Below are 25,423 nucleotides of genomic sequence, written 5' to 3'. Positions count from 1 at the left end.
ACGGCAACTTCGGTTGCCGTTTTTAGTTTTTGCACCCTCTTCCCGTGGGAGAGGGCCGGGGTGAGGGCATCAGGCTTCAGTGGCCTTTTTATTTACCCGCTAATGCACGCGGGAACAGAACGTTATTCTCAAGACTGATGTGTTCCATCAGGTCATCGATCATCTCGTTAATGCCGTTGTACATCGCTTTCCATGTGGTGCAGGCTTCTGGCGGCGGCGTGACGTTATTGGTCGTGTGTTTGATGACTTCCAGCAGTTCACCCGCGTCGTCATGTTCGCTTTCCATCACGCTAATTGGCCCCATCGCCTGGCTGCCCATTCCCTGTTTAATCATCGGGAAGAGGATCTGCTCTTCTTTCATCATGTGGCTGGTGAGTTCTTCATGCAGCATGGTCAGGTATTTCGCCAGGCCGCGCGGCACGGAAGGCTTGTCGGCATGAACGCGCTCCACTTTGGTGGCCTGCAGGATCAGCTCCGGCAGTTGTTCGCGGTGGCGATCGTGGTAACGCACGATAATGTGGTCGATGATTTCGGCAAGCGGGGCCGTGCGCCACTCTTTGTTGATGGGTTGCTCTGCCAGCAGAGCCAGCTCCGCTTCAATAACCTCTACATCCAGCTCTTTGCGCGAGGCCGCACGTGCCAGAGTTTGCTTACCGCCGCAGCAGTAATCCATGTCGTATTTACGAAACAGCGCAGAAGCGCGAGGGATGGAGAGCGCCAGCTCGCCGAGTGGTTGGTCGCGGAAGGCCATAGCAGTTACCTCATCATCAAGAATATAAGATGCATATTAAATGCATCTTTAAGGCGGCGCTATAACCCTTTAGAGGCAAGGGTGAAAATGAGATGTAAGTCACAAAAAATTAGCGTGTTTAACTCACTGAATGAATGCAGAAAATAACTTTAGAAACTTTTTTAACGTGGAGAAACAGTAAACAACCCGCCGCGCCTGCCGATATATCCACGTCAGACAAACCTGCATATTACAAAGGCAACGCATGTTTAAACGTATAAAAGTCATTACCCTTTTGATTTCGGTGCTGCTTGTGCTCGGCATCATGCAACTCGTTTCCGCCGGTATCTTTATCAACGCGCTGAATAACGATAAAGACAATTTCACCGTGTCGCAGCTATCCAGCAAGAACGTGGCGGAGTTTACCGATGCATGGATCAGCCTGAACCAGGCGCGCGTCACCCTGAACCGCGGCATGCTGCGTCTGCAAAGCAGCATGGCCTCGCAGATTAACGGCGGACAGCTCAATGAACTGGTAAACACGGCGAAAAACCTGCTGGCCAATGCCCAGTCTCATTACGACAAATACTATGCTTTGCCGAATACCCCAGGGCTGGATCCCAACCTGGCAAATCGCCTGGAAGAGCAGTACCGCAATTACTCCGCGACGCTGACCCAAATGAACGTTTTGCTCTCTCAGGGCAATCTGGAAGAGATGTTCAAGCAGAATGCAGAGCAGAAACAGACCGCGATGCAAAACGTTTACCGGGAATGGCGTGAAGCCCAGGCCGTGCTTACGGATAAAGGTATCAAAGATAACGAAAGTGATTACAAGCGTATCCTGTGGATCCTCTCTGCGGTTATGCTGCTGGTAATTATCGTGATTATCTCCAGCTGGATTGCCATGCGCCGCGTGCTGCTGTTGCCGCTGCAGGATGTGATAAGCCATATCCGCGCCATTGCCGCCGGTGATTTAACCCAGCCGATCCATGCAGAGGGTAAAAACGAGATGGCCGTACTGGCGCAAAACGTCCAGGAGATGCAAACCGCGCTGGCAAACACCGTGGGCGTGGTTCGTGAAGGTGCGGATACCATTTACACCGGTGCGGGGGAAATCTCTGCGGGCAGTAACGATCTTTCTTCCCGTACCGAGCAGCAGGCTGCCTCGCTGGAAGAGACGGCTGCCAGCATGGAGCAGCTGACGGCAACGGTGAAACAAAACGCCGACAATGCCCGTCAGGCTTCCCGTCTGGCGCTTGATGCCTCTTCAACGGCGAAGAAGGGCGGTAACGTTGTAGAAGGCGTGGTGCGCACCATGGACGAAATCGCCACCAGTTCCAGCAAAATTGCGCAAATTACCAATGTCATTGACGGCATTGCCTTCCAGACGAACATCCTGGCTCTTAACGCGGCAGTTGAAGCGGCGCGCGCAGGTGAGCAGGGGCGTGGCTTTGCGGTGGTAGCCGGAGAAGTGCGTACGCTCGCTCAGCGCAGCGCCCAGGCGGCGAAAGAGATCAAAGCGCTGATTGATGACTCTGGTGAGCGAGTTAACGCAGGCTCGCAACTGGTGAACGAAGCCGGGGCCACCATGGCGGAGATTGTTAACGCCGTGACTCGCGTCACCGACATTATGGGTGAAATTGCCTCTGCGTCTGATGAGCAGAGCCGCGGGATCGACCAGGTGGGCCAGGCGGTGGCAGAGATGGATCGTGTTACCCAACAGAACGCCTCGCTGGTGGAAGAGTCTGCGGCCGCAGCGGCCGCGCTGGAAGACCAGGCGGCACGCCTGAACGACGCGGTGGCGGTGTTTAAAATTGCCCGCAGCCAGGCAGTGAAGGCGGCTCCGGCGAAAACCTATGCGCCAAAAGCGCAGCCCGTTGCTTCTGCGTCTGAAGCCAACTGGGAAACGTTTTAAAAGCTTGCCCGGAGGCGGCTACGCCTGACCGGGCCTACGTTTTTGCAGGCCCTGCAAACGCCTCACATCTCCGACGCCGGAACGACCATCGGTTTTTCCGGCTTCGCTCTTACCGCCATCACTACCCCCATCACCAGCAGCACTATTCCACAGGCCGTTAACAGCGGCGGTACGCTCTGGCGCATCAGGAAGGTGTACAGCAGCCCGGCCAGCGTTTCGAAGACAATCAGCGGCCCTAAGATCACCGTGGGCAGTTTCTGGCTGGCGATATTCCAGCACAGTGCGCCCACCCAGGAACAGAGCACAGCGATAGCGATCATCAGCCCGACAAAGACCCACGGCCGCGGCCCGAAAGGGAGGGCGAAGTCCGGTTGTTGCTGCCCAGACCAGAGGCACGCCCCGGCATAGCCCACCAGCGAGACCGGCAGCGTCACCAGCGCCTGTGCCGTTGCCCACATCATCGGATGTTTATCCGGGTTCTCCCGCAACCATCGCGCATTACGCAGGGCATACCAGGCCCAGCAGGCGACGGAAATAAACGCTAAACCGATCCCCGAACCGTAACGCCAGACGCTGAAATCAGCGAGCCCGTGGCGAAGCTCGGCAATATTCACACAGACCAGCCCGACGCCCGTGCAGATCAGCGCGGGTACCATTTTTGACCATGCCAGTTTGCCATCGCGCTGGCTGTACAGCAGGTTCGCAAAGACGGGGATAACGACAGGCAGCGTGCCGATAATCATGGTCGATACCGGCGCGCCGGTACGCTGAATGGCGCTCGCCAGGCAGACGTAATAGATAAGGTTGCCCATCATGGTCAGCGCCAGCGCGGTCATCCAGTCCTGGCGGTTGAGCTGGCGTAAACGCGTACGACCGAGCCAGGCCAGCGGCAGGGCAATCAGCCCCAGCGCCAGATAGCGTCCGGTTGACTGCAGGGCCGCCGGATACTCGGGCACAATCAGCGGGCCGACAAAAATCAGCCCCCACATCAGCCCTGCCAGCAGGGCATACAACACGCCACTAATCATTATTCCATCCACATCAATTGACTTTGTACTCAGTGTAGAAGGGGGGGATTGCGCGCGTATTGTATGAGATTGCGCATCAGCGCCCGATAACTTGTTTCTGGTAGCGGACGGGCGTAATCCCGTAGCGGCGGGTAAACGCGCGGGTTAAATGCGACTGGTCGGTCAGCCCGGTCGCGGCGGCCACTTCGGCGGCGGGCATGCCGTGCGTAAGGAAGCCTTTGGCGCGCCACAGGCGAATAGCCATCAGCATCTGGTGCGGCGTGACGTGGAAATAGGCTTTAAACTGGCGCTGAAAATGGTAAGGGCTGAGAGAAACCACGTTGGCCAACTCGTCCAGCGTCACGGCGTGCATGTAGTTGTCGTGCAGATATTCGCGTACCCGTTCGAACCGGTGCGCGCCTTCCTTAATTATTGGGGCGTGATAGGCCAACGGCTGGAAGGTCTCAATCAAATCCAGCAGCAGTCCTTTTTGCGCAAGCGGGTCCTGGGTATGCCACAGGCCGTAGATCAGCTGGCCGATTTGCTGCGAACGCAGCGGGTCGTGGCGGGTAACGTCGCTGAACCACCAGTGGCGCAGGCCAGTCACCTCTTCGAGTAAAGCGGGTTCGATGTAGACCATCCGGTAGCGCCAGCCGCCTTCGGTGGCCGATTCTCCGGTGTGGATCTCGTCCGGGTTCATGGTGACAACGGATTTTTCAGCGGCCAGGTGCTGGGTACCGCGATAGCGAAAGCGCTCGGCACCGGTTTCGATGGTGCCGATGCCGAAGGCTTCATGCGTGTGAGGCTCAAAGGCGTAGTCAGCGATATGCGCGTGATAAAGTTCCAGACCCGGCAACTGCGCCAGATGGCGAAAGCGCGCGCTGTCTCTCTCATCGCTAAATTGTTCCGGTACGCCTTGCACGCTGATTCTCCTCGGGGGCTATCTTGTGATTATCAGAGATGATCCGGGATTATGCACTAAACATCTTTGCGCGAACGGTCTTACGATAATCCCCCGGTGAGACTGTGGTTTTATGTTTAAACTGGCGATTAAAGTGCGCAATATCCTGATACCCAACCGCGTTGGCGATCTCCTGAATACACAGGTTGGTTGATTGCAACATATTCATGGCTAACTCAATTCTGGCGGTTAATAAATATTGCAAAGGGGACATGTCAGTGGCGTTTTTAAAACGACGATTAAAGTTGCGCAAACTCATGCCAGCCATATCGGCAAGATTTTGCATTGATATATCCGATGCGCAGTTGGCTTTAATCCAGGTCTGAATTTGCACAATATTTTCATCGGGATGGGGTTTGTTTTCTTCGCTGTAGCACTGGCGATCAAACTGGCTACGAATTTCATGGAAAAATGTCCGTTGAGTATGTGTGGCTACCCGTTTTCCATATATCGTTTCAATAAAATGAATTGTCAGATCTGACAAGGCCTTAACGCTGGCGGCGCAGTAAATATTTTCGGCCTGGGTGAGAAAATGTTTAGTTTGTAATTTAACGCTGGGGTAATCGCGTGAGAATTGCCGGAAGTAGTGCCAGTGGGTGGTGGCGGGTTTCCCGTTAAGCAATCCTGATTCCGCCAGAAAACAACAGCCGGTTCCGACGGCAGCGATGCGGGTGCCTCGTGCGGCCTGCTCAGAAAGCCACGCCAGCAGCTCAGGCTGTTGTCTGACCACCGCGCGAGGGTTGCGCCACAGGGCCGGAATATAAATAACATCGTAGTGTCTGTCGTCGGCAAGTGTGGTGTCGGCAGTAATACTGAAGCCACTGTGCGTGCGGATCGGCAAACTGTTTATGCCGATGGTATTGACCTTCAAAATGCTTTCCGGTCGACAAAGCCTGAAACGCGATCGCTTTGCCGGGGGCGTATCTGTGTTGGCGTTTGTTTTTTGCTCAGCTAAATAGCTACTGGCCGCTGATTTCCACATTTCAATCGGTAGACTGAGGCCGGAACTTAGCATGCGTTCACATAACACAAATCCTATTTGTGTATTTGTCATTTTTGATTAATACCTGTTTTGACTATTATTTTTGGTAGCTCATCTTTAACCTGGCCAAAAAAGTCAGCATTTTGGCTGGATTTTCATATTAGCTTTTGTTGGCGATTTGTAAACTAATATCTGTAAGTTGTCTTAGCTTGATAACAAAATAAATTCACGACCAATACAGGATGGATTATGGTGAAATTACCCGTAATAACAGCATTTGGTGGCTATGGTCCGGCTGGTCGTAGTTCTTCACATCATGCATTTCGCCGAATGGTTATAGAGTCATTATCCGAAGAGGAACGGCAGCAGACGTTATTATCGCTCGCCATCCTGATGGGCCTTCTTAAATATGATGAAGGCGGATATTGTGACATTTCCGGTAAAAGATTCACGCCCGATCAGGCTGCCGCGACGATAAAGAACGAGGCGTTTGAAGGATCCCTTATCAGAAAAATCACGGACGATTATTTTGATGTTGATGCTATCGTTAGTCATGCAAAATTAAATATGGCTTCGGACGAAAACGGTTTTAGTTTTATTATTTCTTCCAGACAATTACCTCAACCCTTACCGCAGGGATGGCATGCTGAGGAATTAACGGATCAGCGCGTGCGCATTACCGTCCGGGGTGATATGGACTGTAGAATTGAGACACTGTTGCGCACGGAAGTTCAGGCCGCAGGTTTGCTACCACAAGGATTCCGGCCGGGTGACTATTACAATTCACAGTTTCACCCGCGGGCGTTGCAAATGGCCGTTGTCGGGGCGTCAGATGCGATCAACGCTTTGGGGATCCCGTGGCGGGATATACAGGCGAAAATTTCGCCGGATCAGTTGGGTATCTACTCGGGCAATATTATGGGACAGCTCGACGAGTATGGCTTTGGCGGAATGTTGCAGTCGCGTCTCAAGGGCCATCGCGTCAGCGCCAAGCAGTGTCCGCTGGGCCTGAACAGCATGTGCGCTGATTTTCTCAATGCCTATGTGCTGGGTAGCGTGGGCCACACCAGCGCCACGCTGGGAGCATGCGCCACGTTTCTTTATAACCTGAACGCGGCCGTCGAAGACATAAAAGCAGGGCGCATTCGCGTGGCCGTGGTAGGCAGCGCAGAAGCACCGGTTACGTCAGAGGTGATTGAAGGTTTTGATGCCATGGGCGCGCTGGCGACAGAGAGTAAACTCAGGCATATCGATCAGACGGAGACGGCCGACTGGCGCAACAGCAGCCGTCCGTTTGGCAACAGCTGTGGGTTTGTGATCGCCGAGTCCAGCCAGTATATCGTGTTGATGGACGACGAACTGGCGATGCAACTCGGCACAGAGATCCACGGTTCTGTGGGAAACGTCTTTATCAATGCTGATGGCTATAAGCGTTCGATTGCTTCTCCGGGGCCGGGGAATTACATCACTATGGCGAAAGCTGTCGCCTCTGCAGTGTCGATGGTTGGACTGGAGACGGTGCAAAAGGGATCGTTTATCCAGGCTCATGGTTCAAGCACGCCGAAAAATTGTGTCTCGGAAGCGGATATTTTTGACCGTGTTGCGCAAGCCTTTTCGATTCACAACTGGCCGGTGACGGCGGTGAAATCTTACCTGGGGCACTCCCTGGGGCCTGCCAGCGGGGACCAGTTGATAAGCTGTCTCGGTGTCTTCCGCTATGGCATTTTACCGGGCATTAAAAGTGTGTCGCACATCGCGCCACAGGTGAATAACGCGCGTTTACACATCCCTGTTAAGGACTGCAAATTAGAGGATGAACAGGGGCAAATTGCGTTTATTAATTCAAAAGGCTTCGGCGGTAATAATGCCACGGGGGTGGTTTACTCGCCGAAGCTTACGCAACAATGGTTGCGCAAACGCTATGGCGAACCGGCCTTTGCAGATTATCAGCAGCGTAACCGCCAGGTGCAACGACAGGCCCGTGCTTACGATGAAGCTGCCTCTCACGGCGAATTAAACGTTATTTATCTGTTTGGGCAGCAGGGGATAAATGAAGACGATATCAATATTGATATGAATGGCATCACTATTCCCGGCTTTGAAAAGCCTATTTCGTTTGCGAGGGAAAAAGAATATAGCGATTTTTAATTTCTACCTGCGACGTAAGCGGGGTTAACAGGAGTCACTTTTATACAGGCGCAAATTAATTTGAATACTATGTCAGCGGCAGGATTGAGTGCTTTATAGCGACTCTCTTTCGCAAAAGAATAGATTGAGCTGTGCTCTTTAAGCCCTAATCGAGTCGGTGGCGAGGTATTCCGCTTTTTATTTTACCCCGCCATCCGTAATAATAGCCTTCCCGTTACAAAATGGTTTTAACGCTTTCAGCCAGCGACGTGGTTGGTCGCCCAATCAATTTGCTCAGCGTATGGCTATCGTCAAAGAGCCCGCCTTTAGATGCGCCCACATCAGAGTCCGCCAGCATATCCGCCAGCCCGGCAGGCAGGCCGACACTCTTCAGCGCAGCGGCGAAATCCGCTTCGCTCATGTTCTGATAAACCACCGGTTTACCGCTCTGCTTGCTCAGTTCAGCCGCCAGTTCGCTCAGCGTCCACGCGCTGTCGCCTGCCAGTTCATAGACCTTGCCAGCGTGGCCCTCTTCCGAAACCACTTTTGCCGCCGCCGCCGCGTAATCCGCACGGGTGGCAGAGGCGATTTTGCCTTCACCTGCGGCACCGATAAACACGCCGTGTTCCAGCGCAGGCGGCGCGCTCGCCAGGTAGTTTTCGGTATACCAGCCGTTGCGCAGCAGGGCATAAGGAATGCCGGATGCCGCCAGCGCTTTTTCCGTGGCAACGTGTTCAACGTGCAGGCCCAGCGGTGAGTTATCCGCATGCAGCAGGCTGGTGTAGGCGATAAATGTCACGCCAGCCGCTTTGGCAGCGTTGATGACATTCTGGTGCTGCGTGGCGCGCTGACCCACTTCGCTGGATGAGATCAGCAGCAGTTTCTTCACACCCTTCAGCGCCGTGGTCAACGCGGCCTGGTCGGTGTAATCGCCCTGACGAACCACAATACCCTGCTGGCTCAGGGCTTCCGCTTTCGCCGGGTTACGCACAATAGCCACAATCTGGTTTGCCGGGACGGTTTTTAACAGCTGTTCGATAACGAGGCGGCCAAGCTGGCCGGTAGCGCCGGTAATCGCGATCATGATCAATCTCCTTCGTGTTTGTCTGGTGTTGTGGCACACTAGCACCATAACTAACTTTTAGTAAGTACGTACAAAAAGGTAAGTATTAAATGACAATACCGACACTCAGCGAACAAATGCGCGATGGTAACCTCTTCGCGGAGCAGTGCCCGTCCAGAGAGGTGCTCAAACATGTGACCAGCCGCTGGGGGGTTCTGATCCTGGTGGCGCTACGTGAGGGAACGCACCGCTTCAGCGATCTGCGCCGTAAAATGGGCGGCGTGAGCGAGAAGATGCTGGCCCAGTCGCTGCAGGCACTGGAGCATGACGGTTTTGTCGATCGCGTTTCGTATCCTGTTGTACCGCCGCACGTTGAGTATAGCCTGACGCCGCTTGGCGTAGAGGTGAGCGAGAAAGTGGCCGCGCTGGCGGACTGGATAGAGGTGAATACGCCAAAAGTAATGGCGAACCGGGAAGAGCGGGCAGCGTAAAACCCGGGAATGTGCGGCCTCATGCCCTCACCCTAACCCTCTCCCACAGGGAGAGGGAATAAACAACGTGCGTTGCCGTTTTGCTTTTACTTACTTAAATCCACCTGATAAATGGCGAACCCGATATCATCCGTCGCAACCTTCTTCATCGGATACTGCGCCTTCTCCTTAATAAACGCCGCAGCCTTATCCGACGGAGACGTTTCAATGCGAATATCCAGTGGGGTATCGCTGTGGATCGGGGCCAGACGCCAGTTGTTATCGACCGCCGGATGAATTTCTCCCGCCTTTTTCGACTCTGCGCTGATCCAGGCGGCCAGCACCGAGCGGTTCTCATCCGGGGATGCAAAGGCAATGTGGCTATCGCCGGTGCCGGCAAATTTGCCGCCATACGCGCGATAGTTATTGGTCACCACCAGGAAGGTGGCCGCCGGATCGACAGGCTTGCCCTTGAAGGTCAGGTTTTTGATGCGCTCTGCCTGCGGATTAATGGCCTGACACTCGCCGTCATATTTCGCGGGCTGGGTGACATCAATCTGATAATCCACCCCGTCGATAACGTCGAAGTTATAGGTGCGGAACCCGTCCCAGTTAATCAACGACTGCGGCTTGCTGCTCTTCGGATCGATCTGGTTAAACTGCCCGGCGGAGCATTCCAGCCACTCTTTCACCTCTTTACCCGTTGCTTTAACCACGACCAGCGTGTTCGGGTAGAGATAGAGATCGGCGGCGTTACGGAACGTCAGCTGGCCTTTTTCCACTTCAACATAGCTGGCCGGGTCATTTTTACGTCCGCCCACTTTGAACGGTGCGGCGGCGGAAAGCACCGGCAGGTTGGCTAAGTCCGGATCGCCCTGAACAAAATGTTCGGCATAGGCTTTCTGCGCCATATTGACCACCTGAACGGTTGGGTCATCCTGTATCAGCGCCAGATAGCTGTACATGTTGTCGGCGGATTTGCCGATCGGCTTGCTGACGAATTCGCGGGTGGCGTCGTGGTCATGCTTGAGCACGTCGAGGAGTTTTTGGTCTTCAGCCGCCAGTGATTTTTTGGCGGCAGCATCGTAAATGGGGCGCGCTTCGGCTTTGGATCCGGTCACCTTCCAGCTGCCGCTGTCATTATTGAGTACCAGATCCACCACGCCAAGATGATCGCCCCACATGCCGGGCATTACCGCCGGCACGCCGTTGAGCGTTCCCTTGTCGATGTCTGCCCCTTTGATGCTGGCAAAATCCTTACCCGGGAAGACCGCATGAGCGTGGCCGAAGAGGATCGCGTCCACGCCCGGCACTTCGCTCAGGTAGTAAACGGAGTTTTCCGCCATCACCTGGTACGGATCGGCAGAGAGGCCCGAGTGGGCGACAACGACCACAACATCCGCCCCTTTTTCACGCATCTCCGGTACATATTTACGCGCCGTTTCGGTGATGTCGTTAACGGTGACTTTGCCGGTGAGATTGGCTTTATCCCAGGTCATGATCTGGGGCGGTACAAAGCCGATGTAGCCAATTTTCAGCGTCTGCTTTTTACCGTCCTGATCAACAACCTCGGTCTCTTTAATCAGATAAGGGGTGAAAAGCGGCTTTTTGGTCTTAACGTCGATGATATTGGCGTTAACGTAAGGGAATTTTGCGCCTGCCAGCGCATCGTGCAGGTATTTCAGACCATAGTTAAATTCGTGGTTACCGAGGTTGCCGACGGTATAATCCAGGGTGTTCATCGCTTTATACACCGGGTGGATCTCGCCTTTTTTCAGCCCCTTTGCCGCCATGTAGTCACCCAGCGGGCTCCCCTGAATCAAATCACCGTTGTCGACCAGCACGCTATTTTTCACTTCATTGCGGGCGGCATTGATCAAACTTGCCGTGCGTACCAGTCCGAATTTTTCCGTAGGGGTATCTTTGTAGTAATCGAAGTCCATCATATTGCTGTGCAGGTCGGTGGTTTCCAGAATACGGAGATCGACCGTCGCCGCCTGTACGCTCGCTGCAATCAGCGTCGCCAGGAGCGTTGCGCTAAACTTAATCATCAGAGGAGTCCTTTTTTCGATCCAGGCCACAAAAGAATATGTATCTATCGTTTGTTGCTTACAGAAGTGTGAATCCTGCCAGAAAAAAGGGCGATGAAACCGGAATTGCTTCACAGATAGCGGAATTGTTCACATTACGATATAAATAAAACAAAGAGTTATACCCACTGCGTTAACGAAGAGGTGGAGAATGTTAGATAAAATTTGTCAGCTCGCACGGGATGCGGGCGATGCCATCATGCAGGTGTATGACGGCGCACAACCGATGAACGTTGTCAGCAAGGCGGATGATTCCCCGGTCACGGCGGCGGATATCGCGGCGCATGGCGTGATCATGAAAGGTCTACAGGCACTCACGCCAGAGATCCCCGTGCTTTCCGAAGAAGCGCCGCAGAGCTGGGATGAGCGTCAGCACTGGCAGCGTTACTGGCTGGTCGATCCTCTTGACGGCACCAAAGAGTTTATCAAGCGTAACGGTGAATTCACCGTGAATATCGCCCTGATCGACAAGGGCAAGGCGGTGCTTGGGGTGGTCTACGCTCCGGTGATGAAAGTGATGTACAGCGCCGCAGAAGGCAAGGCCTGGAAGGAAGAGTGTGGTGTCCGCAAGCCGATTCAGGTGCGCGATGCGCGCCCTCCGCTGGTGGTCATCAGCCGCTCGCACAGCGACAGCGAGTTGGAAGAGTACCTGCAACAGCTGGGTGAACATCAGACGACCTCGATTGGCTCCTCGCTGAAATTCTGTCTGGTGGCGGAGGGGCAGGCGCAGCTCTATCCCCGTTTCGGGCCGACGAACATCTGGGACACGGCAGCCGGCCACGCGGTAGCCGCGGCCGCGGGTGCGCATGTTCATGACTGGCAGGGCAAGCCGCTGGACTACACCCCGCGCGAATCATTCCTCAATCCAGGCTTCCGGGTCTCTCTTTACTGAGCCAGCAGCTTGTGCAGCAGATCAACCACCTGCTGCACCTCTTCCTGGGTTAACGCCCCGTCTTTTACCCACTGCACCTGGCCGTTTTTGTCCAGCACGATAATCGCGGAACTCTCTTCCTCAAGCTGCCAGGCTTTGCGCGTCACGCCGTTGCTGTCGACAATAAACTGCGACCACGGGTAGAGCTTTTTGTTGCTCTCAAGGCTTGAGCGCACAAACATCCCGGAGCCAGGGATGGCATCGTCGGTGTTCACAATGGTGGTGGTCTGATAGCGATCATGCGGGAATTTTGCGGCCTTGATCGCTTCCACCAGGTTTGCGTTTTTCTCTTTTGCAGATGTACGCCCGGCAATATGTTGTACAACTCTCACTTTGCCCGCGAGCTGCGCGCTATTCCACGGTTTGTAGCTAAACTTATCATTGTCGAGAATCAATTCTCCCCGGTCAGCAATGCCGACTGGCGGTACGCGTTGTCCTTTTTCAATGTTGTGGGCACTCGCCCACAGAGGCAGGAGCAGGCATGCGGCTGCAAGAATGTTACGTAGGGTCATGGTGTTTCCTTATTGTATGCAGGTGATCCGACCACTTGGTCTTACGCTTTTAATCATAAGTGCGATCAATGGGCTTTTCCCGCAATCCCGATGCCAGTTTGCGGGCGAACGCACATATCCATAAAAAAACGACGGCTTATACTGCCTGTAGTCACAGTTTGAAAAGATTATTCTGAATAATTGTAATCAAACGGTAAATAAACTTATGCACACTGGGTAACTACGTAGTTCTGGTCTATAGTCATTGGGCAACAAAATTTGCGCTCAGAACAGTCGGGCCGATTGTGGCGCCGCAAGAGCGTATGATTCGCAGGAGATACAAGAATGAAAATTTTCCAACGCTACAACCCGCTTCAGGTGGCGAAGTACGTGAAGATCCTGTTCCGTGGACGGTTGTATATCAAGGATGTTGGCGCTTTTGAGTTTGATAAGGGCAAGATCCTTGTCCCAAAAGTGAAGGACAAACAGCACTTGTCTGTGATGTCCGAAGTCAACCGTCAGGTTATGCGTCTGCAAACTGAGATGGCTTAACCAACGTGCTATGCAGTAGTTAAAAAAACGGCTCCCGATGGGAGCCGTTGATGTTTGTGGGGGCAGGAACCTTACGCCGACACCTTCTCTTCCGCATCCGGCAGCTTCGGCACCAGCACGGTCGGTTTGTTATCGATACGCGTCACCAGCAGCTGGTCGATGCGGTAGTTATCAATATCCACCACTTCAAACTTGTAGCCGGAGAACTTCACCGAGTCGGTGCGCTTCGGGATTTTACGCAGCATAAACATCATAAAGCCGCCGATGGTCTCGTAGTTGCCTGACTGCGGGAACTCGTCGATATCCAGCACGCGCATCACGTCGTCGATTGGCGTTGCGCCGTCAATCAGCCATGAGTTCTCATCACGCGCCACAATCTGCTCTTCCAGACCCTGGCCGACCAGGTCACCCATCAGCGTGGTCATGACGTCGTTGAGGGTAATGATGCCCACCACCAGCGCATATTCGTTCATGATAACGGCGAAGTCTTCACCGGCGGTTTTGAAACTTTCCAGCGCTTCAGAGAGCGTCAACGTGTCCGGTACAATCAGGGTATTGCGGATCTGCACGCCGCTGTTAAGCGCCAGGCTTTGGTTCGCCAGCACGCGGTTCAGCAGATCTTTGGAGTCCACATAGCCGATGATGTGGTCGATATCTTCATTACAAACCAGGAATTTAGAGTGCGGGTGCTCCGCGACTTTATTCTTCAGGCTCTGCTCGTCTTCATGCAGATCGAACCAAATCACGCTTTCACGGCCCGTCATGGAAGAGGGCACGGTACGGGATTCCAGCTCGAACACATTTTCGATCAGCTCATGCTCTTGCTTACGCAGCACCCCGGCCAGCGCACCGGCTTCTACCACGGCATAGATGTCGTCGGAGGTGATGTCATCTTTACGCACCATCGGCAGTTTAAAGATGCGGAAGATGACGTTCGCCAGGCCGTTGAAGAACCACACCAGCGGACGGAACACGAACAGGCAGAAGCGCATCGGGTTGATGATACGCAAAGCCACAGCTTCTGGCGCAATCATACCGATGCGTTTCGGGGTCAGGTCAGCGAACAGGATGAACATCCCGGTGACCAGCGAGAAGGAGAGAATAAAGCTCATCTGCTCGGCAAGTTCGGCGGACATGTACTGAACGAACAGGCTGTAAAAGGCCGGAGAAAACGCTGCATCCCCCACGATACCGCCGAGAATAGCGACCGCGTTCAGGCCAATTTGTACCACGGTGAAGAACGTTCCAGGATTTTCCTGCATTTTCAGGATACGGGAAGCATTGATGTTGCCTTCGTCGGCAAGCAGCTTAAGTTTGATTTTACGGGACGCGGCCAGCGAGATCTCGGATATCGAGAAAAATGCGCTGACGGCTATCAGACAAAGTATTACTAAAATACTGTTTAACATAGTTTATCCGGCTTCTCGCCAGATCCTCAGAAGGGGAGTTGATACCATTTGTGTGGAAACACATTGAACATCAGCTCGTAGCGTTGAGCCGATTATTTCAGCGGGTAGTATAGCGTAAAGAGATGTAAATCTGCCAGAGGTCACATTTTGACGCTTAAGTACCGCTAAGTGTTGTGTTTGGGAATTGATGGGAACCATTCTCATTTGAAGAGGGTTTTCATGCAATCTTTACCAGATCTTTATCCAATCTTTATACAGCAAAATGTGCGTTTTTTAGACAGGACAGCTTCCTCTGAACGCTCTTTCATGTGGCAGCGTCGATTAGCTGGGAAACTTCTTCGGGTTAGCCTACGCACCCAGGACAGAAATGTGGCTCAGTATCGTGCCGTAAAGCTCACTGAAGCCTTTATAAGGCTCTCTCAGCTAATGGGGAATACAAATCCACTATTGATTCGTGAAACGCTTCTAAAGGCCAGAGATAAGCAAATAGAGGATGAATTTTTATCCGCCGTCTCTGTATGTCATGTCTCGCTGCATCCAGTAATACAAGAAAAGAGCATTTCCCCTCTATTGTCATCAGTACTTAATGAGTGGCTTGAAGAGATGAGTTCTGATTGGGCGAAGAGTACCAAAGTGCTTAATGAGAGAACGGTAAATGGTTTCCTGGAATGGTGTGGGGATATCCCAGTCGATTCAGTTACGAAAAAGACGGTGAGTACTTATAAAAAGTTTCTTGATAAGTCGGGTAAGTCACCTCGATCCAGACAAGATGCCATTATTAAGGTTTCTGCAATGTTCAATTTCGCTATGAAGCAACGTGATTACATCGTGAAGAATCCTTTTTTGGGGATGAACTATAAGCATGTTGAAAATATGAGTATTAAAACGGGTGTTTCCTTAAGGGAGCATCAAAAATTAATTTCTTCTGAGCATGTTGCCAATACCAGATCCTTATGGTGGTTACTAAACCTACTTTTTTACACAGGAGTACGTATCGGTGAGGCGATCCAAATCTCTTCAAATGATTATATTGAGAAAGAAGACCAAGGAATACTCATTAAATGTATCAGCATTAATGATGATGGTACTAAAACCGTTAAGAATAACGAGTCAATTCGCGATATACCTTTAAGTGATAGTCTTCTAAAGGCTGGTATATGGGAAGAGAAACCAATATATCATTGGGTTAATAATTCATCTGCAAGTAATGCCGTAAGCAAGGCTTTCAAAAAAGCAGGCATGAAACATACAGCACATGACTATAGATATGGCTTGTCAGACCGATTGAGAGATCTTCACGAAGTACCTGACCATATAAGATTCTCGATACTTGGACATGCTCATCGAACAATGACGGATAGAACATACAGGAGTAAACAACCACTTCTGCAAATGAAACACGTGATTGATCGTATCTGAATTAAAAACAAGCACATGGATGTGTTATCGTGAAGTACATTACTTTAAATCATTTGTGAAATTCTTTCCCTTTATATCCTATACTATGAGGAATAATGAATTTATAAAAAATGTGAGGTTTAATATATGAGAATGAAAGAACATTATTATGATAAGACACTATCTTATTATAAATTATTAGAAGAAAAGTATGAGTGTATTATAAGGGAAGAGGAAAGGAAGCTTTCTAAAGACAGCAATAAGAGGTTGTTAATAAAAACAAATATAATCAATGCTAAAAAATAAACCACATTCATTTTTATTTTATGTGTTTTTATACGTGCTGAATATTTTTGTCACTGTTTATTTTTATTCTTTGGTTGTAATGCTGAAATTTTCATCATATTTTCAATGGGTAACCGATTCCTTAGTTTTTTTTGTTGTGCGATAGGAACAGGTGCGTTGCTATTATTCCATAATCTAAAGGCGGGTTACTTAGCAACACTTAGTAATACAAGTCATTAAATATAAATGTACTAAAAAACGCATGTTTCATTCCCTATAAATATCGGTAGATATTTATAGGGGGAGAAGAAAAAATGAAATGAATTTAAATTATGTCCTATACTATATGTATAGTTAAAATCCTGTTGGTGTACCCGTTAGTCGTGGGGTAATGATAAGAGCGTCATTATCCTTGGTATAATAAATTAAAACCTGATCCTATCGACAAGTAGATGGCAGATGAGTTGTTCAACAGAACGCAGTGCAAATGAAACCCGTGCAAATTTCCCGAGCGTAAATTCCAGACAAAAAAGACGAAAACGCAGGAGTCACGGCAATGTGGCACTATAAAGGAATCGGATAATACCCCGTAGATTCCCTTGATAGACATATAAGGCCAATCCTTACCAAATGGTATAAGGGAGTCTATTACTTCTAATAGATTCAGTGGCGAATTTATACAATATAGATCCGTCCAGAATTCGAGAAGTACTTAGACGCTTATAGGAGTTATTCATACAGCTTTTATAAGAAGAGTAGCGATGAGCTACGACCGTTGCAGAGAATGGCGATAGGAAGAAACAGGGCAACCCGCTTCCGCTTGAGTACAATATAGTTGTATCCAAAATTCGCTGTATGAAATGTTGATGAGTATCAGCGTCAAGAAATACAAATTAATTGTATATCTTGAATATCTTTCCCCCGCAGTGGGGGATCGAAATGTATCCAAGAAATCCCGTCAAGGAGTAATGCTGTTAAAGCTAATCAATACTTAATAAATGTCCTATCAAAAAAAATAATATCCAATGAATTGATATTCGAGTTGAAGCGAACGCCGTGAGATTCAATCGAATGAAATTCCTGGCTCGCTTGTAAAGCGGGACAGTCAAAAAATTCATTAAATGGAAGTATCAATTCAGTTAGATATCGTTAGGATTGAAGGGGATGATCTCTGCTTATAGCGACCTCTTGCTATGTTCTCCTGATTAATTGGGTTATGTACTATAGCGAGAACTTCCACCTTTCCCTACCTTGGGTAGGTTTGTTAACGGTGATTGGTGGAAGTACTAATTGTGCTAATTAACTTTGTTAATAATCATCACTACAGCACCAATGACATTGATACTTTTCATATCTTCAAAAGCGACTGCGATTGACGGATAATTGTCATTATCACTCAGTAAGCGTACTCCCTCCATGAGCACCTGTACTCTCTTAAACAAATAATTCCCGCTCTGTTTTAATACAACAAGTTTGTTATCGGTTAAATTTGTATCGTTAGTATCAATGAGTAGTACTGCACCCATAAGAAAGGTAGGGGTCATTACATCGGTATTAACCCTGATAGCACGCAGAGAATGTAAATCCGTCACATCAAGCAGTTGAGCATCAAGATTCAACATTTCATCGGTATGATCAATAAAAGGTACAAGTATGACATTTGAATCAGTGCTGCTCATGCTCGATTGCTGGCCTGTAGCCAGCCATTCAATAGATACATTGCCTGCTTTTGCCAGGAGTACCAAGTTATCCAGTGTAGGGCTTGATGAGCCGTGCATGTAGTTGTGAACAGTACTATAGCCAATACCCGCACGTTTTGAGAACTCTCTACCCGTTGTTCCAAGTGCTGCTATGACGTGCTTTAAGCGTTCACTGAACTCTTTAGTACTCTGCTTTTTATTGTTCATTCTATCGCCATTCAACTTAAGGAATTGTATTCCTAATTCGATTTGACTTGTTCATTTTATTGATCAATCATATTCATGATTAAGTAATGAGTGATCATAATGAAGAATCATAAACAAGAAGGATCTCAAAAAAAGGAATCAAATGCCAGTACTCGAAACTGGCATCGGGCCGATGTACTTGCAGCTATACGCAAAAAAGGTAGTTCGTTGGCTAAGTTGTCCCGAGACAACGGCTTACATGAACGAACGCTATACAACGCCCTTGAGAGACATTGGCCTAAAGGTGAGAAGATCATTGCAGATTATATCGGAGTGACTCGAGAAGAAATCTGGCCTGAACGTTACAGCAATAGTGAGGAATAAATTGTGGCATACGCAACATATACAGTGGTTTGTCCGCATTGTGGAAGTACTACGACAGTTAACACCGGAATAAAAAGCAGTGGTACAGGTGTAGGTTCGTGCGGAGCATGTAGAAAACTTGTCAGAGTAGAAGTTGACTCTCTCGGTAATATAAAACGAGTATTAAAATAACAAGGGGAAATAAAAATGAAGAAAATACAGTTTTTTGTTTATATGGGATTCGGTTTAATCATGGCATCCATGGTTTATAGTTATTTTAGTACATTCAATGAACCTGGGATGTCATTTGCTACAGTATTACTTGCATTAATTACTTTAGCATTTTGGAGTATGGTTATGATCATCTCATTTTGGTGGTCAATTATAGCCATTCCATCTATACAAGAAAACCACCCCGCATTAACGCAAAAATTTCCAAAGTTTTTTAATAACTTTCTTCTACCTATCATCATTGTCATTTTATTATTAATAGCTGGGCAAGCTAATGTATATATGATGAACCTACAAGGAAAGAATCTTGGTTTTATGATCGAAGATCAATTCTCTGAAGCGAAGAGTGCTGGGATCTTTAACAGAGAAAAGTGGATTGAGATTAAAGCTAAGCAAGATGAGTCAATAAAATTAGCCGATAAACAAGCCACCGCTGCAACATTAGAAAAAAATAACAAAGACTACATCGAAAGTAAGATTAATAGTCTCGACAAGAGTAGTGGTAAGTACTTAGTAGCTGAAAATATCTACAAGCAACATGGTGTTTGGGTCGATGATTACATTGCTGTTCAAAAGAAGTCATGCTCACGTGAATTCAATCGACTGTTGGCTGCTAATGCAGCGTCTGAGCAAGCCATTGAGTACTGGAATGAAACCTCTGATTCTTTAACACGGTCGGGTGTTTCGCCATTTGCAGGGGGGAGGAGTCCTACAACCGATCCTGACATCCAGAGAACCAGCAATGATATTAGATTTGCCCGTTCTCAATTAGAAAATTGTGGTATAGCTCATCTTAACGAGATAGAACATCGTGTTACAGTACAAACTGATAATTGAAATGGATTCAGGATTATGTATTTCAAAGCGGTTGTTATAAGTTTAAGTTTGCTATTGTGTTTATCGGCCTCTGCTGATGAACTTAAGCAAAATATTGATAGCACATTACAAAAATGCAAGATGGATGCGGTTAGTACCATTGACTCACAGAATTGCTATATTAAAGCTACTACAGCGTGGGATACGGAGCTTGGGAATCAATATAAACTGCTAATGAAAGATCAGCCTGAAAATGTGCGTGCTGCCCTAAGAGATTCACAAAGGCAATGGATAAAATACAGAGATTCGTATAATAAAGGAATTGAGGCTTTTTATCAAAAAGAAGAAGGTACTATCTGGAGTTTGATTGCGGCTGAAAGCAAAATGAATATTATCCGCGATAAAACATTAGATCTTTATCGACTCAGGAATAGTACAAATCTTGGTGGCTGATGTTAAAAGGTAGCGTAGGCTACCTTTTTTATTGCCATCGATGAGTCAGGGCTGGTGGAAAACCGCTATTAATAATTCTTGAAGTACTTTCATCACTCCATTCACACAGCAAAACGCCAAACATCACGTAATCTTCTGTTCCAGTATCAAAGTATTTGTGCATTAGGTCATGCAAAGTCTTTTCTGTTTGTGTGAAAGAAATCATTTGCTTAACTTAAGATGCCGCACAGTTCATTTCTTTCTTGATTCGGCTAATAGTGTTGGTACTTACACCGAAGTCAGCAGCTACAGAGCGAACACTTCCGCCAGATGCCAATGCCGCGAGGATTTCAGTACGCGGGATATGCCTACCATTTCCACGCCCAGCAATACGACCAGCAGCCTTAGCTGCTTCGTAACCCTCTCTTTGCCTGAGCAGCATCATTTCACGTTCCATTTGGCAAATTCCCGAAAGTAAAGTTAGAACCAGTTTACCAGTGGGTGAGTTATCTCCCGTCTTAATGCCTTCATGATGAAACTGGATCGCGACACCCCGTTTAGTCAAAGCATCTACAGTTGAGAGAAGGTCGGTTGTATTACGGGCAAGGCGGCTGATGTCATGCACATGCAAAGTATCGCCTTCGCGTAAGTACTCCATCATCGCTAAGAATGCTTCACGATTGGTATCTTTCGCACTTACTTTCTCAGTGAATACTTTTTCAAAGGTGATCCCCGTATCTGCTAATTGTCGCTCGCTGTTTTGTTGCAAGCTGGATACGCGAATATAAGCGATGTGTGCCATGTCAAAATCTCTATACTGTATCGATTTGTATGTTGCGATTTATTATAGAGTGTAGCGATGAAAAATCAAGGCAGATCGCTACACTTAATCAGGCTTTAGGAGGATGTGCGGTATGTAGCGATTAAGGATGCTTAATCGCTACATCAATATTTATATACGCATAATAGAGCTAAAGGATTACCAAGTTTTTTATGTAAATGGGCTCTATTCTCTTGAAAATAAATCATCTACCTCATTAAACCCATTATCTATATAGCTATGATTATCATAGTGATCATCTTCATCCCATGTCGGAGCACTTTCAATATTACGTTCTATTATGTTATATGCATCTATGTTTTCGATGATATTTTCAACTTCTTGAGTATTAAAGGTCAATGTACTTTCAGAGAGTAAATCATTTATGTAATCTTTCGCTCTTGATAATAAAACCCCTTCATCACGGAAGTCATAATATTCAGAAAAATCATTGTTGTCTGATATAAATTCATGTGCATATCCATGCCAATAATCTAATAGAAGATCATGGATTTTTGCTGACATTGAACTTTCACCCAAAGTATTTGTTATTTGGGCTAAAATATTTAAATCCTCATAATCAAGATCATCATTATTAACTAATAAAGAACACTCAACGTAATCTTTGATATTATCATACCCAAGCCAATCTGGTGAGTTTAAAGTTATCCAATTGACAATTCCTAATACCTTGTAATTATTGCCTGCATAGAATCGCTCAAATTTAAAGTGATCTGGGTTAATAATCTTCACTGAGTTTTCTTTATCACTGTGAGGGATTTTAGGACTGGAAATTACTGTGCTTACAAACTCTATAATATAATCTTCATTTTTATACTTATGAATGTTGTTCAATAGGGCGTTAACTATTTTTGAAGATAGATACGTTGGTAGTTTCTTGTTTATTAGTGTATTCAAATTATAGAGAGATTGCATTGTGGTTAATGCTGAAAAAAAAGATGGGATAAATGATATGTTATCGCCTATTTTCTCAATTAAATAATCAGATATAGATGGGTTTAATACATCATATATCGGATCCTTACCATCTTCTAACTTTCGTTGTAGGGTTGATTTAACAGCATGTTTTGTACAATCATTAAACTCAAAGTAATCATTGCGGGTGCGATCAAAACCAATTTCTTCTAAAAAATTATTATAACAATTATGTAATGTATTTTCGCTTATGCTGCCATTGTTAAGAGATACTAAATAAGTTAGGTAAAATACACATTTGGGTATCTGTTTAGTCAACATATGATCCCAAATTGCTGAAGGATTATCTAAACTCTCAACTATATAATCCCAATAAATTTCTGGCTTGATATGCGAAACTTTATCATAGTCAGTTATAAACGATATTAATCGTGGGTTGTAATTTTTATGGGATATTATCTTCCTGTATTTCTTATCGAGCCAAATACAATCTTTAAATTCATTTGGCAGGTGACTAAACCAAATATGGTTATAGAGGATTTTTGCTTTGTCCAATATGTTAAGGTTCTTAACTTCAACTTCATATTCGTGCTTTTCAGTATTGTTTATATAAAATAATTCACTTGATGCTTTACCCTGATTCAATATTGTTGTACGTGAAGTGAGTATTAATTTCTTATTAACACTTGCTCTAATTCTACTGATAAATCTTACAATTTTTGAGTCTTCTTTATTCCTCAAAGCATCTAAATAATTTCTTCCAAGAAAATCATCATATAAAAACAATTGTTTTTTATCAGGAGAAAATACTTTCTCACCTTCATCTATATCGCTTTCGATAAAGATCAATTCGTATCCATCAATAATATAATGGAGGCATAATTGCTCAGCCAATGTTGTTTTACCAACGCCAGGTGCTCCAGTAATTATTAGAGTGTTTATGTTATCAACTTTAGACTTTGCTACATCAAAATCTCGAGTTTGTACATAGTTATTAACATTATTTTTGATCTGCTGAAGAATATGTTCACTTCTTCCAATTACGTCATTATGCAGCAAAGAAAAAAGCATTGATGTACTATTCAGCCATAGTTTATAGTATTTTCTTTCGATATGTTTGTTGTGAGAAATTTTATGAGTTATATCATCTATCGAAAGAATGTCATCACTCCTCAAATATTGATCTCCGAAAATATTGATGATCTCTTTTTTTCTCGTACTGGTTAATCCTTGGCATATGGCTAATATATAACGTGAAGGCTTTAAAGCTGTAACCTTGGGGGCTTCTTTTTTTAAATGAGTAATTAGAGAAGAATAGCTGGATTTTACGTAGTGTTTACTTTGAATAATGACATTATCACCCCCAATATAAAACCTGCCATCCATTCCGCTATCTCTGCCAGGCATAAATCTTTCGATATGTAAATTAGGATTTTCGGCTGTAATAAGATCAATAACTAAATCTTCAAAGTCTTTGTCATTTAACCGGGAAAAATCATAGCTATTCATACTGTCCCTCATGAATATAAATTAATTGGTTTATTTTCATTAATTAGTTCTGTTTGTAAAGATATTTTTTTAAGATTTTTGAGGTTCATCCAGTTCTTTATCGAGTCGTAAGAAAATGGATTATAAATTATGGGGATAAGATTACTATGAAATCTCAATTTAATGCTTGTTGCTTCATCTATGTCTTGAAGTAGCAATAAAGATATTGGTATTATAGTCGCTTAATAATTAATTCGGTATGAAAAGATGACAAAATTAAGCGATAAATGTGATTGCGGGAAAGATAATATTGAAAAAAGTTTATACCCAAGTACAATTTTTCATTTCACAGAACAATATGAAGATCTTGTTAGTATAATATCGGATAGCTCCTTTAAAGCATCTTATGCAAATGAGACTATTGTTGGGTTGAACGCTGAGAGACAATTTGGTATACCAATGGTTTCTTTTTGTGATATTCGGTTATCTCAATTAAACGAACATACCGCAAAATATGGTCATTTTGGCATAGGGTTAAAGAAAGAATGGGCGATTGAATCTGGACTAAATCCTGTCAGTTATTTAAACCATAAATGTTCAATGTTTTCATATTTTAATGCTCGGATTCAGAGGATGAGCAAGAATTTGACGAAAATACGCGAAGAACATGGCATATTTGCCGCAATATACAAGCGTGAAAAAAGGAAATACCGTGATCTGATTAATGTCATGAGATATATGAAAAATTATGAGGGTCGCCTTATACGTAAAGGGAAGATTATTAATGAAAATTATCGATTTGCAAATGAGAATGAATGGAGATATGTCCCTGATATCAGAGCCGATCTCATTCCAATAAAACTTGTAAAAAATGATAGTGATTCTGAATGGAAAATTAGAGCTAACGAGAGGCTTTGGAAACATGAAGATGCTATGCTTAATTTTGAATTTGAAGATATAAAATATATCTTTGTACCTGATCAAGAAATGGCTATTAAGTTAATTGGTTATTTAAACAAAAATATTGATGATTCTGAACTTCCTTTGATGATATCAAAAATATTTATATCAACTCAAGTCTTTGATGACTTATGATAATGCCCTTCTTTATCTTTACATGGAGGGCTGAATTTACTTTTTGCTTCTGATGCCGTCAATAATTTTTTTATCGTGCGAGATGATATATTTGTCTGCATTGTTAAATATTAGTTGATTAACTGCTTCAGAGTTTTGAATGAATGAAGAGGTGATTTCATTGCCTTCTGCGTAAATGATTACATCGGGAGACAGAGGGTAAATGAAATTTTGGAAGTTGTATAAGTCGCTACGAGACTTGCAAATAATGGGTTTGTCACATGAAATAATACATTTCTTTTCATATCTGTGAATTTTCAACCGGGTGCTAATGAAATTCGTTAATAAAATTGGGAGTATTATTAACTGAAGCCCCTTAACTAATACTTTAACAGCTTGTTCATTATTCCCTAAGTTTTTTGTTACTTTTTTCTGTATGTATTTTAAATCTTTTTTCTTTATGAAAGAAAAATTATCCCTTATATACTTTTCTCTGTATCTATATATGTCCATTAATGCTGTACTATGTGGTATAAAACTACGGTAATCTATATCCTTAGTTCTAAAGTACTGATATGATATAACAGCTTTAAAGAACAAGAATATGCTTTTGTTCAACGTTTTGTCCTCCTTAATATTCTTTAGGAATGCAGGGGCATCAATTGCTTCATAAATCTTTCCAAGCATAGACTCAAGATCGGAGTAACTATTTTCAATGTCTCGGAAAATTTTTTGTTTATATACTAAATTATATAGTTCTGGCTCGTAAAATATTTGCGATGAAGTGAATTCTTTGGTTCTATTATTTTTTACATCGTGGCGAAATACTTTGAATGATTCATTATAGAACCTCTTTATATAAACTTGAGGTATAAAGTGCTGTTTGATGGTGTGTTGTTTTTTTGTTTCTGTTGGTGTGAATATTTTTTTTAAATCTAACATTAACGTCCCTCAAGTAAAAAAAGA

General features: G+C 46.0%; 22 protein-coding genes. 10 read left to right on the top strand and 12 right to left on the bottom strand.

All coding sequences use genetic code 11. The annotated features are described in order from the left end of the window. Positions 1–88: 88 nt before the first annotated feature. Complete coding sequence (ytfE, locus tag AK59_RS0107105) at positions 89–751, bottom strand: iron-sulfur cluster repair protein YtfE (protein ID WP_013095312.1); 663 nt, start codon at positions 749–751, stop codon at positions 89–91. Positions 752–995: 244 nt separating this feature from the next. On the opposite strand from ytfE, the gene AK59_RS0107100 reads away from it, so the two are divergent. Then, positions 996–2,645 carry a methyl-accepting chemotaxis protein gene (locus AK59_RS0107100; RefSeq protein WP_013095313.1) on the top strand — a complete coding sequence of 550 codons (1,650 nt, stop codon included), beginning with the start codon at positions 996–998 and terminating at the stop codon, positions 2,643–2,645. A 62-nt stretch (positions 2,646–2,707) separates the two neighbouring features. Here AK59_RS0107100 and AK59_RS0107095 read toward each other — a convergent pair whose 3' ends face one another. The 3 genes from AK59_RS0107095 to AK59_RS0107085 form a co-directional block, all read right to left on the bottom strand. After that, positions 2,708–3,673 carry a DMT family transporter gene (locus AK59_RS0107095; RefSeq protein WP_013095314.1) on the bottom strand — a complete coding sequence of 322 codons (966 nt, stop codon included), beginning with the start codon at positions 3,671–3,673 and terminating at the stop codon, positions 2,708–2,710. 76 nt (positions 3,674–3,749) lie between these two features. After that, entirely contained in the window at positions 3,750–4,574 is an 825-nt protein-coding gene (locus AK59_RS0107090; RefSeq protein WP_029882392.1) for an AraC family transcriptional regulator, read from the bottom strand. 49 nt (positions 4,575–4,623) lie between these two features. Next, a complete protein-coding gene (locus AK59_RS0107085) occupies positions 4,624–5,667 on the bottom strand; it encodes a GlxA family transcriptional regulator (RefSeq protein WP_029882391.1) in 1,044 nt (347 codons plus the stop codon). A gap of 177 nt (positions 5,668–5,844) precedes the next feature. Between AK59_RS0107085 and AK59_RS0107080 the strand changes: the two genes are divergently transcribed. Further along, complete coding sequence (locus AK59_RS0107080) at positions 5,845–7,743, top strand: beta-ketoacyl synthase (protein WP_029882390.1); 1,899 nt, start codon at positions 5,845–5,847, stop codon at positions 7,741–7,743. A 214-nt stretch (positions 7,744–7,957) separates the two neighbouring features. On the opposite strand, the gene AK59_RS0107075 is transcribed toward AK59_RS0107080, so the two are convergent. Further along, complete coding sequence (locus AK59_RS0107075) at positions 7,958–8,806, bottom strand: SDR family oxidoreductase (protein ID WP_029882389.1); 849 nt, start codon at positions 8,804–8,806, stop codon at positions 7,958–7,960. 89 nt (positions 8,807–8,895) lie between these two features. On the opposite strand from AK59_RS0107075, the gene AK59_RS0107070 reads away from it, so the two are divergent. Further along, positions 8,896–9,276, top strand: a complete 381-nt coding sequence (locus AK59_RS0107070; protein ID WP_029882388.1) for a winged helix-turn-helix transcriptional regulator — start codon at positions 8,896–8,898, stop codon at positions 9,274–9,276. An 86-nt stretch (positions 9,277–9,362) separates the two neighbouring features. Here AK59_RS0107070 and AK59_RS0107065 read toward each other — a convergent pair whose 3' ends face one another. After that, complete coding sequence (locus AK59_RS0107065) at positions 9,363–11,306, bottom strand: bifunctional 2',3'-cyclic-nucleotide 2'-phosphodiesterase/3'-nucleotidase (protein WP_029882387.1); 1,944 nt, start codon at positions 11,304–11,306, stop codon at positions 9,363–9,365. 190 nt (positions 11,307–11,496) lie between these two features. Between AK59_RS0107065 and cysQ the strand changes: the two genes are divergently transcribed. Beyond that, positions 11,497–12,237: a 3'(2'),5'-bisphosphate nucleotidase CysQ gene (gene cysQ, locus AK59_RS0107060; RefSeq protein ID WP_013095322.1), complete on the top strand. Its 741-nt coding sequence runs from the start codon at positions 11,497–11,499 to the stop codon at positions 12,235–12,237. Here cysQ and AK59_RS0107055 read toward each other — a convergent pair. Beyond that, positions 12,231–12,788, bottom strand: coding sequence for a YtfJ family protein (locus AK59_RS0107055; protein WP_013095323.1), 558 nt, complete (start codon positions 12,786–12,788; stop codon positions 12,231–12,233). The genes cysQ and AK59_RS0107055 overlap by 7 nt on opposite strands. A gap of 324 nt (positions 12,789–13,112) precedes the next feature. Between AK59_RS0107055 and AK59_RS0107050 the strand changes: the two genes are divergently transcribed. After that, on the top strand, positions 13,113–13,319 hold the full coding sequence (locus tag AK59_RS0107050) for a DUF1107 domain-containing protein (RefSeq protein WP_008501430.1): 207 nt from the start codon (positions 13,113–13,115) through the stop codon (positions 13,317–13,319). A 71-nt stretch (positions 13,320–13,390) separates the two neighbouring features. Here AK59_RS0107050 and AK59_RS0107045 read toward each other — a convergent pair whose 3' ends face one another. Then, complete coding sequence (locus AK59_RS0107045) at positions 13,391–14,728, bottom strand: hemolysin family protein (protein ID WP_013095324.1); 1,338 nt, start codon at positions 14,726–14,728, stop codon at positions 13,391–13,393. Positions 14,729–14,947: 219 nt separating this feature from the next. Between AK59_RS0107045 and AK59_RS0107040 the strand changes: the two genes are divergently transcribed. Further along, positions 14,948–16,147 (top strand): tyrosine-type recombinase/integrase, encoded by a 1,200-nt coding sequence (locus AK59_RS0107040; protein ID WP_156037792.1) that lies wholly within the window; start codon positions 14,948–14,950, stop codon positions 16,145–16,147. Between the two features lie 1,559 nt (positions 16,148–17,706). Here the strand turns inward: AK59_RS0107040 and AK59_RS0107030 are convergent. Beyond that, positions 17,707–18,318: an XRE family transcriptional regulator gene (locus AK59_RS0107030; RefSeq protein ID WP_029882385.1), complete on the bottom strand. Its 612-nt coding sequence runs from the start codon at positions 18,316–18,318 to the stop codon at positions 17,707–17,709. 99 nt (positions 18,319–18,417) lie between these two features. Between AK59_RS0107030 and AK59_RS1000000124315 the strand changes: the two genes are divergently transcribed. The 3 genes from AK59_RS1000000124315 to AK59_RS0107015 all read left to right on the top strand — a co-directional run bounded on the left by AK59_RS1000000124315 (position 18,418) and on the right by AK59_RS0107015 (position 20,160). Next, complete coding sequence (locus AK59_RS1000000124315) at positions 18,418–18,681, top strand: helix-turn-helix domain-containing protein (protein ID WP_048377808.1); 264 nt, start codon at positions 18,418–18,420, stop codon at positions 18,679–18,681. 186 nt (positions 18,682–18,867) lie between these two features. Continuing rightward, on the top strand, positions 18,868–19,728 hold the full coding sequence (locus AK59_RS0107020; protein ID WP_029882384.1) for a hypothetical protein: 861 nt from the start codon (positions 18,868–18,870) through the stop codon (positions 19,726–19,728). Positions 19,729–19,743: 15 nt separating this feature from the next. Further along, complete coding sequence (locus tag AK59_RS0107015) at positions 19,744–20,160, top strand: lysozyme inhibitor LprI family protein (protein WP_029882383.1); 417 nt, start codon at positions 19,744–19,746, stop codon at positions 20,158–20,160. A 214-nt stretch (positions 20,161–20,374) separates the two neighbouring features. On the opposite strand, the gene AK59_RS0107010 is transcribed toward AK59_RS0107015, so the two are convergent. Both AK59_RS0107010 and AK59_RS1000000124050 read right to left on the bottom strand, forming a co-directional pair. Next, a complete protein-coding gene (locus tag AK59_RS0107010) occupies positions 20,375–20,941 on the bottom strand; it encodes a recombinase family protein (RefSeq protein WP_029882382.1) in 567 nt (188 codons plus the stop codon). 204 nt (positions 20,942–21,145) lie between these two features. Then, positions 21,146–23,404, bottom strand: coding sequence for an ATP-binding protein (locus tag AK59_RS1000000124050; RefSeq protein ID WP_050491973.1), 2,259 nt, complete (start codon positions 23,402–23,404; stop codon positions 21,146–21,148). A 246-nt stretch (positions 23,405–23,650) separates the two neighbouring features. Between AK59_RS1000000124050 and AK59_RS1000000124310 the strand changes: the two genes are divergently transcribed. Further along, positions 23,651–24,478, top strand: coding sequence for an abortive infection system antitoxin AbiGi family protein (locus AK59_RS1000000124310; protein ID WP_029882380.1), 828 nt, complete (start codon positions 23,651–23,653; stop codon positions 24,476–24,478). A 36-nt stretch (positions 24,479–24,514) separates the two neighbouring features. Here AK59_RS1000000124310 and AK59_RS0106990 read toward each other — a convergent pair whose 3' ends face one another. Further along, positions 24,515–25,399, bottom strand: coding sequence for a DUF4238 domain-containing protein (locus AK59_RS0106990; protein WP_029882379.1), 885 nt, complete (start codon positions 25,397–25,399; stop codon positions 24,515–24,517). Between the last annotated feature and the right edge of the window lie 24 nt (positions 25,400–25,423).

This window comes from Enterobacter sp. T1-1 (assembly GCF_000710795.1).
In the GTDB taxonomy this organism is placed as follows: domain Bacteria; phylum Pseudomonadota; class Gammaproteobacteria; order Enterobacterales; family Enterobacteriaceae; genus Enterobacter; species Enterobacter cloacae.
The sequence above is the reverse complement of the archived record's forward strand: the minus strand, read 5'-3'. Positions and strand labels throughout refer to the sequence as shown.

Excerpts from the sequence above, each read along its gene's own strand:
- ytfE (WP_013095312.1), bottom strand. The coding sequence starts at position 751 with ATGGCCTTCCGCGACCAACCACTCGGCGAGCTGGCGCTCTCCATCCCT.
- AK59_RS0107100 (WP_013095313.1), top strand. The coding sequence starts at position 996 with ATGTTTAAACGTATAAAAGTCATTACCCTTTTGATTTCGGTGCTGCTT.
- AK59_RS0107095 (WP_013095314.1), bottom strand. The coding sequence starts at position 3,673 with ATGATTAGTGGCGTGTTGTATGCCCTGCTGGCAGGGCTGATGTGGGGG.
- AK59_RS0107085 (WP_029882391.1), bottom strand. The coding sequence starts at position 5,667 with ATGACAAATACACAAATAGGATTTGTGTTATGTGAACGCATGCTAAGT.
- AK59_RS0107080 (WP_029882390.1), top strand. The coding sequence starts at position 5,845 with ATGGTGAAATTACCCGTAATAACAGCATTTGGTGGCTATGGTCCGGCT.
- AK59_RS0107075 (WP_029882389.1), bottom strand. The coding sequence starts at position 8,806 with ATGATCGCGATTACCGGCGCTACCGGCCAGCTTGGCCGCCTCGTTATC.
- AK59_RS0107070 (WP_029882388.1), top strand. The coding sequence starts at position 8,896 with ATGACAATACCGACACTCAGCGAACAAATGCGCGATGGTAACCTCTTC.
- AK59_RS0107065 (WP_029882387.1), bottom strand. The coding sequence starts at position 11,306 with ATGATTAAGTTTAGCGCAACGCTCCTGGCGACGCTGATTGCAGCGAGC.
- cysQ (WP_013095322.1), top strand. The coding sequence starts at position 11,497 with ATGTTAGATAAAATTTGTCAGCTCGCACGGGATGCGGGCGATGCCATC.
- AK59_RS0107055 (WP_013095323.1), bottom strand. The coding sequence starts at position 12,788 with ATGACCCTACGTAACATTCTTGCAGCCGCATGCCTGCTCCTGCCTCTG.
- AK59_RS0107050 (WP_008501430.1), top strand. The coding sequence starts at position 13,113 with ATGAAAATTTTCCAACGCTACAACCCGCTTCAGGTGGCGAAGTACGTG.
- AK59_RS0107045 (WP_013095324.1), bottom strand. The coding sequence starts at position 14,728 with ATGTTAAACAGTATTTTAGTAATACTTTGTCTGATAGCCGTCAGCGCA.
- AK59_RS0107040 (WP_156037792.1), top strand. The coding sequence starts at position 14,948 with ATGCAATCTTTACCAGATCTTTATCCAATCTTTATACAGCAAAATGTG.
- AK59_RS0107030 (WP_029882385.1), bottom strand. The coding sequence starts at position 18,318 with ATGAACAATAAAAAGCAGAGTACTAAAGAGTTCAGTGAACGCTTAAAG.
- AK59_RS1000000124315 (WP_048377808.1), top strand. The coding sequence starts at position 18,418 with ATGAAGAATCATAAACAAGAAGGATCTCAAAAAAAGGAATCAAATGCC.
- AK59_RS0107020 (WP_029882384.1), top strand. The coding sequence starts at position 18,868 with ATGAAGAAAATACAGTTTTTTGTTTATATGGGATTCGGTTTAATCATG.
- AK59_RS0107015 (WP_029882383.1), top strand. The coding sequence starts at position 19,744 with ATGTATTTCAAAGCGGTTGTTATAAGTTTAAGTTTGCTATTGTGTTTA.
- AK59_RS0107010 (WP_029882382.1), bottom strand. The coding sequence starts at position 20,941 with ATGGCACACATCGCTTATATTCGCGTATCCAGCTTGCAACAAAACAGC.
- AK59_RS1000000124050 (WP_050491973.1), bottom strand. The coding sequence starts at position 23,404 with ATGAATAGCTATGATTTTTCCCGGTTAAATGACAAAGACTTTGAAGAT.
- AK59_RS1000000124310 (WP_029882380.1), top strand. The coding sequence starts at position 23,651 with ATGACAAAATTAAGCGATAAATGTGATTGCGGGAAAGATAATATTGAA.
- AK59_RS0106990 (WP_029882379.1), bottom strand. The coding sequence starts at position 25,399 with ATGTTAGATTTAAAAAAAATATTCACACCAACAGAAACAAAAAAACAA.